The sequence below is a fragment of the Hymenobacter tenuis genome, assembly GCF_054780495.1.
In genome coordinates this window covers 2,023,275-2,038,591 of record NZ_BAAGWF010000001.1, presented here as the reverse complement: position 1 = coordinate 2,038,591, position 15,317 = coordinate 2,023,275, and the positions used below count along the sequence as shown (strand labels likewise).

Genomic DNA, 15,317 nt, shown 5'->3' with positions numbered 1-15,317 from the left:
GCAGGTAACTCAGCCATTTACGCTTAAAAATCCGGAATGGATTTCGATTGGTTAGGCTACTATTATGGGTAAGCAGCTTACATCCCTCGTTAAAAGGCACAAATCGCCTGATAAAAAAGGCCACACCCCAGGTAACTATACCTAGGGTGTGGCCTATAAACGGGTGGCGTAAGATGGCTTGTGGTTCGTGTTGGCCCTAGGAGGCAGCCTCGGCGGGTAGTACCTGCACTACATCGCCAACACGGAATACGCCACCCTGAAGAATGCGCGCGGTAAGGCCGCCGTGGCCGCGCATGGCGTTGTAGCCACCCGGTCCCAGCTCTTCCTCCATCCGGGAGCAAGGGTGGCACTCGCCGGTGATTTCCAGCACTACCTCATCCCCAATCCGGATTCGACGGTTTTTGAGGGCTAGTAGGTTAAGGCCACTGATGGCTAAGTTACGCCGTAGCCGGCCGGGCGCCACTGGCTTTGCCAGCCCCAGAAAACTGCCCACTGCCGCCAGATGCTCGTGCTGAATCAGGGTGATTTGGCGCTTGCCGCCTGGCTTCGGACGAGCGTGGTCGCCGGCGAGGTGGCGGTCGGTTTCGGCAGTGGCTTCCTGTACTTCTTGCAGGGGTTCCCGCCGCACCGGGCGCAGGCCAATCCACTCTACCCGGCCCTGTTGGGGCAAGGTGCTCAGTAGCTGCGCAATGGTAGATTTGTCATCGCCAACAAACGGAAAAGGCATAGCAGCAACAGATAAGAAGATGAAGGGATAGTGCCCGCGGCGCCGGCAAGGAGCGAAATGCAGTTACGGCTGTACTGTGGCCTGCAGTTCCGGGTGGCTGATTTGGCCGCCCAGGTTGCCAGCGCGGGCCAGCAACCCAAAGCTCAGAATGGCGCCCGCCAACACCGCCAGCCGGAATAGGCGGGGGCGGGTTTTATTCAGCAAGGCAACGAGTGCGAGTGCTCCCGTAAGCTCCAGCGCCCAGAATCCCAGTTCGGCGGCTTCTTCGTGGGCATGAATGAGCTGGTGCGAAATACCTGGCAAATGCTCTACTACCTCTTCCGCACCTTCACCGGTAAGCTGAGTGGGCAGGCACAGCACGGCCGCTACCACCAGGCTGATCAGGCCGGTTTTGCTGAGGGTGGCATCGTGGCGCACGATACCAAAAGCCAGCACTACCAAGCCAAACAGCGTGCCCAGAATAGGAGCATGATTGAGTACCAAGTGCAAATGCGCTTCATTCATAAGGGTAGGCCAAAGGAAAGTACGTGGTTAAATTTTCGCTAAGGTAAGAGGGGCGGCTATCTTTATTCACCACCAATTTGACGGGCAACCAGGAAGGCGGCTCCCGCTGCTAGCGCGCCGATGCCGGCCATTTTGAAGGCTCCCAGCACCGGTGGTTGCCCCGTCATGCGGCTTTTCAGGTAGCCAAACAGAAACAAGCACACCAGCGTAATCACCGCCGACCAGCCCAGCCCCTGCGCCGGATTGGCCGTAAAAAAGTAGGCGCTCAGCGGAATCAGGCCGCCCAGGGCATAGGCAATGCTGATGGTAGCAGCACTTTTGGGCGCCTGCCGCAAATCGGGCTTTTCCAGGCCTAGCTCATATTTCATCATAAACCGTACCCATTGGTCGGGGTCGGCGGTGAGCTCGCGCACGGCCTGGGCCCGGGTGGCCTCTGACAGCCCGATTTCCTGCAGCAGCTCATCTACCTCGGCGCGCTCTACGTGCGGCACTTCCTGTATTTCGCGGTACTCGCGGGCCAGCTCGGCCTCGTAGTGCTCTACCTCCGTGCGCCCGGCCAAGTAGCCGCCCAGCCCCATGGCAATGGAGCCAGCAACAATTTCTGCTAGCCCCGCCGTAATCACCAACCCCGAGGACTGCACGGCTCCGCTCAGGCCCGCAGCCAGGGCAAACGGCACCGTCAGGCCATCAGACAGGCCAATTACAATATCCTGCAGCATGGCCGAGCTGCTCAGGTGGTCTTCGGGGTGCGGATGAATGTGCTGCATGAAAGCTAATATAGGGTTTCGCTTAACCTGAGCCGTTATTGTGCGTAAAGATGCGAGGCGCTGCCTTTTGGGCGGGCGCCCACATTCATGCACTCTATTTCGTACTCCTATCATGGCTAAAACACCCGCCAAGAATACCGCTGCCACCCTAGCAGCTCCTAAAGCGAAAGCACCAGTCGCCAAAAAAACGTCACCTACGGCTTCTACGACGGTTAATGGCCAAGCAGCACCTAGTGTGCAGCCGGTCCTGAACCAGCAATTCAACGCGCCGGCTCCGCTGCAGAAGTACGGCACCGTATCGCAGCGCCTGCCTATCGGACTTGATGAAAAAACGCGTCAGCAAAGCGTTAACAACCTCAACCAGATGCTGGCCGATACCATCACGCTGCGCGACTTGTACAAAAAGCACCATTGGCAGGTAGTGGGCCCTACCTTCTATCAGCTGCACCTGCTCTATGATAAGCACTATGAGGAGCAAAGTGTGTTGGTAGATACCATTGCCGAGCGCATCCAGATTCTGGGTGGCGTGGCCGTAGCTATGGCCCATGATGTGGCCGAGCTGGCCAGCATTCCGCGCCCGCCCCGTGACCGGGAAGAAGCGCCCATTCAAGTGTCACGCCTACTGGAAGCCCACCAGATCATCCTTAAGAACTGTCACGATTTCGCGAAGCAGGCTGATGATGCCGGCGACGACGGCACCAACGACCTACTGGTGAGCGAAGTGCTTCGCGCCAACGAAATGCAGGTGTGGTTCGTGTCAGAGCACGTAGTAGATACGCCCCTAGCCCGCGCTGAGTAGCCAACCCCGCTGCCAATACATAAGAAAGGCCTTTCCGATAGGAGAGGCCTTTTTGTTTACCGATGGGCTCGTCTTCTTCTTTTTTGGCGGTGGTTTTCTTCGGCTTCTTCCATCGAGTGCGTGCGGCCCAGGTCATGGTCGCGCTTGGCTTTTTCAGCAAGCAAACAGAAGTAGCCGTGAATCAGGTTAATTTCCTCTTCCGTAAAATCCTGGGCGTTAATCAGGCGGTTACTAGCCCCTTTGTGCGCCGCAATCAGTTCATTCAGCTTCAGGTGCATCACCAATGAATCCTTGTTTTGAGCGCGCTGGATAAGGAATACCATCAGAAACGTGATGATGGTGGTGCTGGTGTTAATGACCAACTGCCAGGTTTCAGAGTAATGAAAGATGGGACCCGTAACGGCCCACGCCAGGATAGTGCCCAGCGCCAGGCAAAACGCGAGCGTAGTGCCCGACCAGGCTGTAACCTTGGCTGCAAAGCGGGCAAAGAAATTAGATGGGCGAGAAGCAGGCAGTGGCATGGGGTGAAAAGGGCTGGTTAAGTGCGTAGGCCACTAGAAGGTGCGAAAGTTTGGCGGCTCTTCCTGAAGATTGCATGAAATTTTTCAGGCTGACACTGAGAGCGAAACCTCCGCCAAGCCAACTCAGAACAGCAAAAACCGGAAAAAACACCGCCAGCATTTGCAGGCGTCGTCGCAACCCTCTACTTTTGTCCTCGATTCGCCGCCTCAGTGAATCCAAAAGCGCTGGCTTTTGCTGCTTACAAGAGTGCTTACCAAATCTGCGCACGTGGTGAAACTGGTAGACACGCCATCTTGAGGGGGTGGTGCCTTCGGGTGTGGGAGTTCGAATCTCCCCGCGCGCACTCTTCTAAAAAGCCCGCTCTGGTTTTTCCGGAGCGGGCTTTTTCGTGTCTTTACTGCAACGGGCCTCGGGTACTAGGTCAGTAATTGGCGTAAACCGTTTACATAAAAAAGGCCGCTAGCAATGCGCTAGCGGCCTTTTTTACTAGGGGTGTTGCTTATTCCCACTCAATGGTTGCTGGTGGCTTGGAGCTGATATCGTACACCACGCGGTTGATGCCGCGCACCTGATTGATAATTTTGTTGCTGACCTCGGCCAGAAACTCGTAGGGAAGGTGCGCCCAGTCGGCCGTCATGCCGTCTACGCTGGTTACGGCGCGCAGCGCTACTACCCGCTCGTAGGTCCGCTCATCGCCCATCACGCCCACGCTCTGCACGGGCAGCAGCATCACGCCAGCCTGCCACACTTTCTCGTAGAGGCCATGCTCTTTCAGTCCGTTGATGAAAATGGCATCGGCGCGCTGCAGCAGGTCTACTTTCTCCGGAGTGATATCGCCGAGAATACGGATGCCCAGTCCGGGACCCGGGAAGGGGTGGCGGTGCAGGATGTTGACCGGCAGCTCCAGCGTATGGCCTACTTCGCGCACCTCGTCTTTAAACAAGGCCCGTAGCGGCTCCACAATACGCAGGTTCATTTTTTCGGGCAGGCCGCCCACGTTGTGGTGGCTCTTGATGGTCACGGCCGGTCCTTTCACCGACACCGACTCAATCACATCAGGATAAATGGTGCCCTGGGCCAGCCAGCGGGCGCCGTCTACCTTCTGCGCCTCGCGGTCAAAGACCTCAATAAAGGTGCGGCCGATGGCTTTGCGCTTCAGCTCGGGGTCAGTGAGTCCGGTGAGGGCATCGTAGAATTCCTGCGAAGCATCCACCCCGCGTACGTTCAGGCCTAGGTCCTTATAGGAGTGCAGCACGTCTTCGTACTCATCCTTGCGCAGTAGCCCATTGTTCACGAAGATGCCGTGCAGGCGCTTGCCAATGGCCTTATGCAGCAGCAGGGCCGCCACGCTGGAGTCTACACCGCCCGATAAGCCCAGAATCACCTGGTCCTCGTCGCCGATGGTGCGCTGCAGCGTTTCCACCATACTGTCTACGAAGTGTTCCGGCGTCCAGCTTTGATCTAGCTTACAGATGTTGACTACGAAGTTCTGGAGCAGGGTTTTGCCATCGGTGGAGTGCGTTACCTCTGGGTGAAACTGAATCCCATAGGTAGGCTGGCCGGCAATATGGAAGGCTGCTACGGCAACCTCCGGCGTGCTGGCAATGATGTCAAAGCCTTCGGGCAGTGTTTTGATGGTGTCGCCGTGCGACATCCAAACCTGCGACTCCGAAGGCACGCCATGCAGCAGGGGGGAGTCGTGGTGCACACGGGAGAGGCGGGCGCGGCCATACTCCCGGATGGTAGCAGGCATCACCTCGCCGCCCTGTTGGTGGGCCAGCAGCTGCGCGCCGTAGCAAACGCCCAGTACGGGTACGTTGCCTAGGTACCTAGAGAGGTCGGGGTTGGGCGAATCAGCATCGCGCACGGAGCAGGGCGAGCCCGAAAGCACAACGCCCCGGATGTCCTCAGTGAGGTCCGGGGCGTGATTATACGGATGGATTTCGCAGTAGACGTTCAACTCCCGGATGCGCCGGGCAATGAGCTGCGTGTACTGCGACCCAAAATCGAGAATGAGAATCTGTTGAGGCATGGGCAAAGGTAGCGCGCAGATTTCAGACCTGAAGCACGGGTTTTCATTTCTCAGCTCACTTTTCTGGTGAAAGTAGGGGCTGGGCAGCGCCCCGTTTGCGGCTGGGCAGTGGAGAGGATAGTAAAATACCCTGGCAGAAACCTGCGCCAGAGCCAGCGTAAGCAACGTCACAAAAGCTGAGCTGCAGAAACAAAGTGCAGTTCATGATAGAAGAGTGTGAGCCTGTAAGCGCGTTTTTTAGTTAATAGTCCTATTCCGCTACTGCGTAAATACTAGTCACAAAGTATGGGGAGGTTGCCTTTACAGTCCGGCCCAGACCGGGCACCTTTATAGCGCTTCTATTTCTTTCTGCTTTCTAACTGCGTGGTTTATGCACTCCTCTCTTCCCCTGCTTGCATTGTCTTTGCTAGGTGCATTGGTATTGCCTGCCACTGGCCTGGCTCAGCAATCAACGGAAACCAAACGTGTTGAGCCTGATACCATAGGCACAGTTGCCGATGTATTTGCAGTTGTTAGTGCTTCGCCGGCCGCTACTAGGGTAGTTTCAGCCGAAAAGGCACCCACTGCTCCGGAACCAACACCAGCACCCGTAATACCCGCGCCAGCACCAACAGTTGCTGAGCCGGTGGTAGTTGTTGTGAAGCCCGCCGTTAAAATACTGGCCGGCAACGTGGTAGATGAATGGGGAAACCCACTGATGGGCGCTACCATTACAATAGTAGGCGACAAAATGCAGTCCGTGAGCACCAACTCGGAGGGGAACTATATGCTGCCCACTACGGCCAAAGCCCCCGTTATTCAGGTGAGCTTTGCCGGCTACCAAGATGCTGAGCGCATTGCCCGCGGCCCCGCCGACCTGTTGTTCAAGCTGGACCCAATTTCTGACTACAAGCGCGATTTAAAGAAGCGCAGCAAAGCGGCCACCAAAGCCTGGAAAAACTAGCTTACCCCCAGCTCCCAGCAAAAAAAGCAACTGATACTCTTGTAGATATCCGGGGTTCAGGAAAAATATCTGCCTAGGGCGTGCTTTCTGCCCCAATACGTGCGTACCTTTGTCACGGCGAGTCAGAACGACCAGCTCCTGTTGAACTCCCCCAGGACCGGAAGGTAGCAAGGGTAGACGGTTGAGCGGTGCGATTTTGGCTCGCTTTTTTTTGCCCTTTCCGCTCGTCAGGCACCTAGTAGCCAGCGTAGGGCCAGCCCCATCTATTTCTGAGATTTCGCGTGGGTAGCAGCGTGGGCACAAGGGCGTTTGCCGGCAAATGGGTAGCTTTGGGCATCGTTGTTACCAAACTACCCGCATGAAATTCTTCATTGATACCGCCAACCTGAAAGAAATTCAGGAGGCCGTAGAGCTAGGTGTGCTCGACGGCGTAACCACCAATCCTTCGCTGATGGCCAAGGAAGGCATCAAAGGCACGGATGCCGTGATGGCGCACTACCAGCAGATCTGCGAAATCGTGGATGGCGACGTGTCGGCTGAGGTAATTGCCACCGACTTCGAAGGCATGATCCGGGAAGGCGAAGCTCTGGCCGAGCTGCACCCCAACATTGTGGTGAAAGTGCCCATGATCCGCGATGGCGTGAAGGCTATCCGCTACTTCTCCGACAAAGGCATCAAAACCAACTGCACTCTCATTTTCTCGGCCGGCCAGGCGCTGCTAGCTGCCAAAGCAGGCGCAACCTACGTGTCGCCGTTTGTGGGTCGCCTTGATGATATCGGGCACGATGGCTTGCTGTTGGTGCAGCAGATTGTGGATATTTTCAGCAACTACGGCTACCCTACGCAGGTATTGGCCGCCTCGGTGCGCCACGTACCGCACCTGATCCAGTGCGCTGAGCTTGGTGCTGATGTGGTAACCTGCCCGCTGAATGTGATTACGGGCCTGCTCAACCACCCCCTCACCGACAAAGGCCTGGCTACGTTCCTGGCTGACCACAAGAAGGTTAATTCCTAAACGAGCAAGGTAAAGCCAGGAGCTGAAAGCTAGAAGCAGCCGAAAATTGTTGCTGCGTTATGGTTTCATCTCCTGGCTTTCCTGTTCAGCTCCGGCTCCCGCTATGTACATCATTAAAGTAAAAGGCAAGGCCAAGATTCCGGACTACATACAGCTGCGCGACGAGCATTTCGTGCTAATTGCGTACTTCCGTGCCGACCGCCCCCTGAAGGATTTGCACCGCTATGGCCTGGAGGGCAAGGAAACCGAGCTGGCCGCCGTTATTGGGGAGCTGGAGTTCGGTAAGCTTCAAAAACTGGAAATCTGACCTACGCCAGCACGTAGTATTCCGGGCCCGACAGGGAGTCTGCGTTGTAAGACTTCGTGCCGGGCCCGGAATAAACGTTTCTGGAAGCCCGCCCTGCCCGTTATCTTCGTCCCTATGCCTACCACTTCCGCTCCCGTTATTGAGTTGCACGACGCCTACATTATGCAGGATGTGAACACCGTGCTGCAAAAGGTCACGTTTACGCTGGAGAAAGGGGAGTTTGCCTACTTGGTAGGGCGTACGGGCTCGGGCAAAAGCTCCCTGCTTAAAACGCTTTATGCCGATTTGCCTCTGCCTGCGGGCTCAGGCACGGTCGTAGGGTTTCCGCTGCCTAAAATTGACAGCAACGGCAAAGTGCCCTATCTGCGGCGCAAACTGGGTATCATTTTTCAAGACTTTCAGCTGCTCTTCGACCGCTCCGTGGCCGATAACTTGTTGTTTGTGCTGAACGCCACGGGCTGGTCGGGGAAGGCACGCAAGCAGCAGCGCATTTCGGAGGTGCTTATGCGTGTGGGCTTGGCCAACGCGGCTTCCAAAATGCCGCATCAGCTTTCTGGCGGCGAGCAGCAACGCGTGGTAATTGCGCGGGCACTGCTGAATGAGCCCTTGCTGCTACTCGCCGACGAACCCACCGGCAACCTCGACCCCGATGTGGCCGACAGCATTATGCGCCTGTTTGTGGAAATCAATAACGCCGGCACCGCCGTGCTCATGGCCACCCACAACTACCAAATCATCCGGCAGTATCCGAAGCGCGTATTAAAGTGTGAGCAAGGCCAGCTAGTGGATTCGGCCGTTACGCCGTTTGAGTTGGCTGTCTAAAACAAAAAAGTACTAGGGGTGCCAACCTTCCAAACCGTTTGGGGCTCATGTGGGAGAATGCAGGCCGCCGGCAAATAGCCGCTGCCCGCAATGTGGCAGGTTAGTAACTTAATTAGGATAGAATGAGTGGCCTTTCAGTACTGATTCCGGTGTTTAACCACGATGTGCGGCCCTTGGTCCGGGCATTGCTGGCCCAAGCTCCGGACTGGCAGGGTACTGTTGAGATTCATTGCCTGGATGACGGCTCTAGTGAATCTTTCCGCAAGCTAAATCGGCAATTAATCAGCCTGCCGGGCGTTTTTTACCAGGAGCTGGAGTGCAATGTAGGGCGAGCAGCCATCCGTAACCAGCTGGCCGCGGCGGCTCGGCAAGAATGGCTCCTGCTACTGGACAACGACAGTCTGCTTCCCGATGCAAAGTTTCTGGCCGGTTACGCCAGTACCCGGCTTGCGGCACCTGTCATTTCGGGCGGCACTGCCTACGAGCCGCTGCCACCTGGCGAAGCCTGCCTGCACTTGCGCTGGCTGTATGGCCGCCACCGCGAGGCCCGGCCCGCCGCAGTTCGGCAGCGCGCCCCGCACCGGCAGCTGGCGTTAAATAACCTCCTGATTCGGGCGGATGTGTTCGGGCGCCTAGGCCTCGATGAGAGCCTAACCCGCTACGGCCACGAAGACACCAAATTTGGGTGGCTGCTGCGCGATTTGGGCGTTGAGGTAATGCACCTCGATAACCCAGTGCTGCACAACGGGCTGGAGCCGGCGCCTGTGTTCTTGCAAAAAACGCATGATGCCGTGCGCAACCTCGTGCAGTTGTACCGCACCGAGGGGCTAGGCGCTGATACCAAACTGCTGCAAGCCGCGCTGCACCTCAAGCGCTGGGGTCTTGGCGATGCTGTGCGGGTTGCATTCAGCTTGCGCCGGGACAAAGTACGGCGCAACCTGCTTTCCGGGCGCCCCAGCCTGCACCAGCTAGATGCCCTCAAGCTGTACTGGTTGCTAACTGAGCTGCGCTAAACGCGGGAAATACTTCTCGGCCAGAAACCAAAAACGCCGGCTTCTCTTCGAAGAGAAGCCGGCGTTATACTGTAAGCCAGGCAGGAGGCTAGTCGTTGTCCGTGTTTTTTACTTCCGACTTTACTTCTTTGTAGGCGCCTTTCACGGCGCTACCGGCTTTTGAAGCGGCCCGCCCTACGGCTGAGCGCTCATCTTTGGTTTCCTCGGCTACTTTGTTGGCACCGCTTTCGGTGGCATCAGCACCCTGGGCCACCCGGGCCTCCGATTTATCAAACGACTTGAAGGCTGCATATTTCAGCTTTTCCTTCTGAATTTCGGCTAGGTCGCGTGCCGGAATGTCCTTTTTTACTTTATCGTAGGCTTCATCGAGGGCGCGCCACTCGGCGTTGATGTTGCGCCAGTCGTCGATGTCATATTTGTCTTCGTTGGCCTTGATGTTGCTCACGAAGGCCTCGTAGGTCTGGCGGGCATTGGCGGCGGTAAGCTGAGCGGCCGGAGTGCTGGGCTTGTAGTATTTGCCCATCTTCATGGTGCCCGACGACATAGCGCTAGTGGTGCCAGGGCGGTTTTTCCAAGCCATTTCGCGCTTGTCGTAGGCCGTGGTATAGCGGGTGCGCAGCTGTTCTATTTCCTGGCGGCGGGCGTCATCGTAGCTGTCGGCGTATTTATCAACCGAGGCAACTTTGGTATCGAAGTCTGATTTCAGCTGAGCCGTTTCCCGCTCGTAGTCGGCTTCCGCCTCCGTAGCAACCGCGTCGGCTTTGGCTTCTGTGTCTGAGACAAACGTTTTGAAGTCATTATACGCCTGATCGGCTTCGCCGGAGGCTTCATTTTGTTGATTCTGGGTGCAACTGGTGGCCGTAACCGCTGCGCCACCGAGCAGGAGCAGAGCCGAGAGGGCCTGTGTAGTGAGGATTTTCCTGAACATGGTGTGAAGTAAGTAGGTGGGAGAGTGTATATAGAAGCGCTAGAATATAGCAGCTTCCGCTTCGCTTAACGCAACCTCCTTCGCGGTGGTTGCGCTTGGGTGGCGGTGGTGTTAGCCTGACGGCTATCTTTGACCTTTCCTGCTTCACTTTCCTGCTTCTGTGCCGCTACTATCTGCCTCGCTTCCCGCAATCCAGATGCTCGACCTAGCGGCCCAGCATGCGCCAATTCGAGCTGAGCTAGATGCGGCCTGGCAGCACACGCTCCATGAAAACGCTTTTATTCAGGGCCCAGCAGTAGCGGCGTTTGCCCAGGAACTGGGGGCGTATCTGGATGGGGCGCAGGTGGTGCCCTGTGCTAATGGCACCGACGCCCTGCAGTTGGCCCTTATGAGCCTAGGTTTGCCGCTTGGTACTGAGGTACTAGTGCCTGCCTTTACGTACGTAGCCACTCTAGAAGCTGCTGCCGTACTAGGCCTGCGGCCCGTGCTGGTCGATGTGCTGCCTGGCACCTTTAACCTAGACCCTGAAGCCGTGGCGGCGGCCATTACGCCTCGCACCGGGGCCATACTAGCGGTGCATCTGTTCGGGCAGTGCGCTGATTTGGAAGCTCTTATCGCTTTAGCCGCCCGGCATGGGGTAGTACTACTAGAAGATAATGCCCAGGCAATTGGCGCGCGTTTTACTACCTCAGGCGGGCAAACCTGGTGCGCCGGCACAGTAGGGCATATCGGTACTACTTCCTTCTTTCCAAGCAAAAACCTGGGGGGCTTTGGTGATGGCGGCGCCCTAGTAACGCGCGATGCGAAGCAGGCTACATTGCTGCGCCAGCTTGCCAACCACGGCCAGGCCCACAAATACCACCACGAGCATATCGGCCTGAATTCCCGCCTCGATACGGTACAGGCGGCGCTGCTGCTAGTAAAGTTGCGCTACCTCGATGCCTGGACCAACGCCCGCCAGCATGTAGCCGCCCAGTACGACGCGGCTCTGGCCGATGTGCCGGGCGTCACTATTCCGCAGCGCGACCTGCGCAGTACCCACGTCTTTCATCAGTACACGATTACAGTGTCCGACGAGCCTAGACGTAGAGAGGCGCTCCAACAGCATCTTGCGGCCCATGATGTACCTAGTGCCATATACTATCCGGCGCCGGTGCATGCCCAACCCGCCTATGCGCACCTGGGGTACCAAATGGGGCAGTTTCCTGTGGCAGAGCGGCTAAGTCGGACGGTGTTATCCTTGCCCATGCACCCGATGCTGATGCCGGAGCAGGTGGCCTATGTGGCAGCAGTAGTGCGGGAGTGGGCCGAGAAGTAAAGCGGCTTGGCACTGTTTTTTCTTTTCTGCGTACTACTCTCCTCTAAAACTTCACTTCCTGCTCTTATGCGTCGTTTCTTTCTGAAGCTGTTTCTGCCGCTAGCCGTTGTTTCGGGCCTAACCACGGCGGCCGTCATGAAGCCCCAGCAGGGCTTCAACCTTTTCTCAATTAACCAGGATATTGCCCTGGGCGCCCAAGTAGCCAAGCAAACCGATTCGTTGTACCGCGCCAAAGGCCAGCTGTTGGCTCGCTCCAGTAATGCCCGCGCGTATAAGCTGCTCGATGGGGTAGTAAACCGGGTGCTGGATAATGGCAATATAAAGTACCGCAAGCAGTTCCCCTGGGATGTGCAGATTATCAAAGATGACAACATCCAGAATGCCTTTGCTACCCCCGGGGGCCACATTTATGTGTTTTCAGGACTGATCAAGTTCCTGGATAATGAAAACCAGTTAGCGGGCGTACTAGGCCACGAAATTGCGCATGCCGACCGCCGCCACAGCACGCAAATGCTGCAGCAGCAATATGGCGTGAGCATTCTACTCGGCATTGTGCTGGGCAACAATTCCAACCAGCTTGTGCAGATAGCAGCAGGCTTGGGGCAGTTGAAATTCAGCCGCAACTACGAAAACGAGGCTGATAAATACTCCACCATTTACCTCAACGGCACCCGGCACTATGCCTGCGACGGTGCTGCCGGCTTTTTCATCAAAGCCGAAAAGCAGGGTGGAGGAGGTGCACCAGAGTTCCTGAGCACGCACCCCAACCCCGGCTCCCGCATTCAAAGTATTCAGCGCAGTGCCCAACAGCTAGGCTGCACCAACCGAAACCCCAGCAGTGCTAATTTCAATGAGCTGAAACGGTTGCTCTAATTGCCCGTCATTTTCTGCGTGAGCAAAGCCCGCAGCGCCAAACAGGTGCTGCGGGCTTTGCTTTTCTGTTCGGGAATTACGGTGGGTTTTTCGGAGCTTGCAGGCAGAGGTAACTTCATACTGATTTCTTTTGGCCGATTCTATTTCTGCCGTTCGTTTTGCTATTTGTGGCGTGGGCCATATTGGTCGGCGCCATGCCGCCCTGGTGGCACGGCACGCTAGCGCCCGCCTGGTGGCTTTGGTTGACATTCGGACCGAACTAGCGCCGGAGCTGGCCTCTGCATTTCCCGGGGTGCCCTTTTTTCCCTCGCTTGATGCCTACTTGGCGGCTGGTGCGGCGGCCGATGTCTTAACTATAGCTACACCAAATGACCAGCATGCGCCGCAAGCTATGCTGGGGTTGCGAGCTGGGTTACACCTAGTAATTGAGAAGCCCATTGCCCTGCGCACTGCTGATGCTGAAGCCATGGTGCGCGCCGCGCAACAGGCTAACCGACTGGTGTTTGGCGTGATGCAGAACCGCTACTCGCCGCCCGCGGCCTGGCTTAAGCAGATTCAGGAAGAAGGGCAACTAGGACAAGTGTATTTGGTGCAGCTGAACTGCTTCTGGAACCGCGATGCCCGCTATTACCGGCCCGGTGGCTGGCGCGGCACCCAAGCCCAGGATGGCGGTACGCTCTTCACGCAATTCAGCCACTTTGTGGATCTGCTGTACTGGGTGTTCGGCGACATCACCAACATTTCGGCCCGCTTCCGGGACTTCAACCACCAAGAGCTCACCGAATTTGAGGATAGTGGTCTGGTGACGTTTGACCTCGTGCGCGGGGGGAGTGGCACCTTGCAGTATAGCACCGCCGTCTGGGACCGAAACCTAGAGAGCTCCCTCACGGTAGTGGCGGAGCACGGCAGCGTCCGGATTGGTGGGCAGTACTTGGATAAGGTGGAATATTGCCACCTGCGCAACTACCAGCTGCCTGCGCTGCCGCCCACTAACCCCGCCAACGACTACGGGCCCTACCAGGGCAGCGCCGCCAACCACGTGCAACTGATTGACGACGTAGTGACTACCATCCGGAAGGGTGGGCCGGCACCCACCAACGTGCAGGAAGGAGTAAAGGTGGTTGAGATTATCGAGCGGATTTATAGTTTGCGGTAACCGGCCAGTAGCAAGTGCCCATGCCAGCCAGAATCTGCCGATCTTACGGTAACAATCAGCCTTCGCGTTCTGCCTACTATGACTCTCCCAGATCAGCAAGCACGTACGGAACTGCGCGCCTGGCAACAGAAAATGCAAAAAAAGCCCACGCTGGTGGGGCGTTTCACGCGCCGAATACAAGCGCGGCTGAATGCATTTCTGCCCGAAAAGGTGCACCAGGCTCTCACGGCGGCCATCAAGCAAATGGTGCGCGGCGTTCTGTTTGGCTCTACGCACACTACGCGCCGTCCGCAGGCCGATACGCCGTTGGCAGAGCGCGAAGCTGCGGTGAAGAACACACTGCGGTATTACCGCAATACGGCCGCCGCCGAAGGAGCCATGACGGGAGCGGGCGGCTTCTTGCTCGGGCTGGCCGACTTCCCGTTGCTGCTCGGCATCAAGCTGAAGTTTCTGTTTGATGTGGCGGCCCTCTACGGCCACGACGTGCGCGACTACACTGAGCGGTTGTTCCTGCTGCACATTTTCCAGCTAGCTTTCAGCAGCCAGCATACCCGCAACGAAATTTACAGCCGTGTTGCCAACTGGGATGCCTACCGCCACACGCTCCCGACCGACGTGCAGGAGTTTGACTGGCGCACGTTTCAGCAGGAGTACCGCGACTACATTGACTTGGCCAAAATGGCGCAGCTAGTGCCTGTTATTGGAGCGGCCGTAGGCGCGGTGGCCAACTACCGGCTCCTGGAGCAACTCGGCGACACGGCCATGAACTGCTACCGCCTGCGCTGGTTTGCCGCAGAGAACACGCCTGATGCTTTACCCATTGTAACTACCTAGTAACGGCCTAGACTGGCTTTGCTCATAAAACAAAAAGCCCCAGCGCAGGAATGCGCTGGGGCTTTTAGGTTAGGTATGTGGCACTAGCTTTTGGCCTTGCGTGGATGCTGGGCTTTGTGCTTGGCCATTTTCTCCTGTTGCAGCTGAGCATACTTCGTGTACTGATCAGCGCTCAGAATTTGCTTGAGTTGGGCTTCGTAGCGCTCCTTGCCGGCCTTCATGACTTGGTGGCGCTGCTTTTTATCGGCGGTGGAAGCTACTTGCGTGCGCTTGGCCTGCATTTCCTGGTAGCGGGCCAGGTTCAGCTGCCGGACTTGCTCGGTTTGAGCAGCCGAGAGGCCTAGCTTCTGACTGAGGCTTTTGGCTTTTTGCTCGGCGCGCTGCTCAGGTGTTTTGGCAGCCTTGGCGCCTTTTTGGTGCTTAGCATGTGCTGCTTTTACGGGCGTAGTTTGGGCCGAAGCGGCAGCAGCAGAAAGAGAGAAAGCGGCGAGGAGAACGAGAAGCTTTTTCATGGCTATGTTGGATTGTTTAAATTCAGAGAAAGAAGCGGGCCGCCGTCCGGAACAGGCGTTTCCGCTTCTGCAAGGTCAATAGGCAACTCAGATGCCAACTTTAAGCAAACTCGGGCCCTAGCAGCCTCTGAAAATATTTAAATTTTCCGGTTAAACTTCCGCCAGTAAAATCTATCAGCAAAAGCAGTGTTCTGATAGTGAGCGTGTTATGAGTTGATAAGACTTGGCTGCTAGGGCACCAGTTG

The 15,317-nt window shown here is 56.8% G+C and carries 17 protein-coding genes, 1 tRNA gene and 1 other RNA gene; 12 read left to right on the top strand and 7 right to left on the bottom strand.

Going from position 1 to position 15,317, the window contains the following annotated elements:
* Nucleotides 1-196: 196 nt before the first annotated feature.
* The 3 genes from ACYVGU_RS08865 to ACYVGU_RS08855 all read right to left on the bottom strand — a co-directional run bounded on the left by ACYVGU_RS08865 (nt 197) and on the right by ACYVGU_RS08855 (nt 1,998).
* Nucleotides 197-727 (bottom strand): MOSC domain-containing protein, encoded by a 531-nt coding sequence (locus ACYVGU_RS08865; protein ID WP_460621740.1) that lies wholly within the window; start codon nt 725-727, stop codon nt 197-199.
* Between the two features lie 63 nt (nt 728-790).
* Complete coding sequence (locus ACYVGU_RS08860) at nt 791-1,231, bottom strand: hypothetical protein (RefSeq protein ID WP_460621739.1); 441 nt, start codon at nt 1,229-1,231, stop codon at nt 791-793.
* Between the two features lie 62 nt (nt 1,232-1,293).
* Nucleotides 1,294-1,998 (bottom strand): VIT1/CCC1 transporter family protein, encoded by a 705-nt coding sequence (locus tag ACYVGU_RS08855; protein WP_460614458.1) that lies wholly within the window; start codon nt 1,996-1,998, stop codon nt 1,294-1,296.
* 112 nt (nt 1,999-2,110) lie between these two features.
* Here ACYVGU_RS08855 and ACYVGU_RS08850 point away from each other — a divergent pair, with 112 nt between their 5' ends.
* On the top strand, nt 2,111-2,797 hold the full coding sequence (locus ACYVGU_RS08850) for a Dps family protein (protein WP_460621738.1): 687 nt from the start codon (nt 2,111-2,113) through the stop codon (nt 2,795-2,797).
* A gap of 56 nt (nt 2,798-2,853) precedes the next feature.
* On the opposite strand, the gene ACYVGU_RS08845 is transcribed toward ACYVGU_RS08850, so the two are convergent.
* Entirely contained in the window at nt 2,854-3,318 is a 465-nt protein-coding gene (locus ACYVGU_RS08845) for a low affinity iron permease family protein (RefSeq protein WP_460614456.1), read from the bottom strand.
* Between the two features lie 262 nt (nt 3,319-3,580).
* Between ACYVGU_RS08845 and ACYVGU_RS08840 the strand changes: the two genes are divergently transcribed.
* Nucleotides 3,581-3,662, top strand: a tRNA-Leu gene (locus ACYVGU_RS08840).
* 156 nt (nt 3,663-3,818) lie between these two features.
* Here ACYVGU_RS08840 and guaA read toward each other — a convergent pair.
* Nucleotides 3,819-5,351, bottom strand: a complete 1,533-nt coding sequence (gene guaA / locus ACYVGU_RS08835) for a glutamine-hydrolyzing GMP synthase (RefSeq protein ID WP_460614455.1) — start codon at nt 5,349-5,351, stop codon at nt 3,819-3,821.
* A 370-nt stretch (nt 5,352-5,721) separates the two neighbouring features.
* Between guaA and ACYVGU_RS08830 the strand changes: the two genes are divergently transcribed.
* The 6 genes from ACYVGU_RS08830 (at nt 5,722) to ACYVGU_RS08805 (ending at nt 9,451) form a co-directional block, all read left to right on the top strand.
* Nucleotides 5,722-6,294, top strand: a complete 573-nt coding sequence (locus ACYVGU_RS08830) for a carboxypeptidase regulatory-like domain-containing protein (RefSeq protein WP_460621737.1) — start codon at nt 5,722-5,724, stop codon at nt 6,292-6,294.
* Between the two features lie 114 nt (nt 6,295-6,408).
* Nucleotides 6,409-6,505: signal recognition particle sRNA small type (ffs, locus tag ACYVGU_RS08825), an RNA gene on the top strand.
* 147 nt (nt 6,506-6,652) lie between these two features.
* Entirely contained in the window at nt 6,653-7,309 is a 657-nt protein-coding gene (gene fsa / locus ACYVGU_RS08820) for a transaldolase family protein (protein ID WP_460614453.1), read from the top strand.
* 103 nt (nt 7,310-7,412) lie between these two features.
* A complete protein-coding gene (locus ACYVGU_RS08815; protein ID WP_460614452.1) occupies nt 7,413-7,616 on the top strand; it encodes a fructose-6-phosphate aldolase in 204 nt (67 codons plus the stop codon).
* 114 nt (nt 7,617-7,730) lie between these two features.
* On the top strand, nt 7,731-8,438 hold the full coding sequence (locus ACYVGU_RS08810; protein ID WP_460621736.1) for a cell division ATP-binding protein FtsE: 708 nt from the start codon (nt 7,731-7,733) through the stop codon (nt 8,436-8,438).
* Nucleotides 8,439-8,560: 122 nt separating this feature from the next.
* Nucleotides 8,561-9,451 (top strand): glycosyltransferase family 2 protein, encoded by an 891-nt coding sequence (locus ACYVGU_RS08805; protein ID WP_460621735.1) that lies wholly within the window; start codon nt 8,561-8,563, stop codon nt 9,449-9,451.
* An 88-nt stretch (nt 9,452-9,539) separates the two neighbouring features.
* Here ACYVGU_RS08805 and ACYVGU_RS08800 read toward each other — a convergent pair whose 3' ends face one another.
* A complete protein-coding gene (locus tag ACYVGU_RS08800; protein WP_460621734.1) occupies nt 9,540-10,379 on the bottom strand; it encodes a hypothetical protein in 840 nt (279 codons plus the stop codon).
* 160 nt (nt 10,380-10,539) lie between these two features.
* Between ACYVGU_RS08800 and ACYVGU_RS08795 the strand changes: the two genes are divergently transcribed.
* The 4 genes from ACYVGU_RS08795 to ACYVGU_RS08780 all read left to right on the top strand — a co-directional run bounded on the left by ACYVGU_RS08795 (nt 10,540) and on the right by ACYVGU_RS08780 (nt 14,560).
* A complete protein-coding gene (locus ACYVGU_RS08795) occupies nt 10,540-11,697 on the top strand; it encodes a DegT/DnrJ/EryC1/StrS family aminotransferase (RefSeq protein ID WP_460621733.1) in 1,158 nt (385 codons plus the stop codon).
* A 66-nt stretch (nt 11,698-11,763) separates the two neighbouring features.
* Nucleotides 11,764-12,570, top strand: a complete 807-nt coding sequence (locus ACYVGU_RS08790; RefSeq protein WP_460614447.1) for a M48 family metalloprotease — start codon at nt 11,764-11,766, stop codon at nt 12,568-12,570.
* 130 nt (nt 12,571-12,700) lie between these two features.
* On the top strand, nt 12,701-13,726 hold the full coding sequence (locus tag ACYVGU_RS08785) for a Gfo/Idh/MocA family protein (protein ID WP_460621732.1): 1,026 nt from the start codon (nt 12,701-12,703) through the stop codon (nt 13,724-13,726).
* Between the two features lie 78 nt (nt 13,727-13,804).
* Nucleotides 13,805-14,560, top strand: coding sequence for an EcsC family protein (locus ACYVGU_RS08780; protein ID WP_460621731.1), 756 nt, complete (start codon nt 13,805-13,807; stop codon nt 14,558-14,560).
* Nucleotides 14,561-14,643: 83 nt separating this feature from the next.
* On the opposite strand, the gene ACYVGU_RS08775 is transcribed toward ACYVGU_RS08780, so the two are convergent.
* The gene (locus tag ACYVGU_RS08775) at nt 14,644-15,072 is read right to left on the bottom strand and encodes a hypothetical protein (protein WP_460621730.1); all 429 of its coding nucleotides are present in this window, start codon (nt 15,070-15,072) and stop codon (nt 14,644-14,646) included.
* Nucleotides 15,073-15,317: the final 245 nt, after the last annotated feature.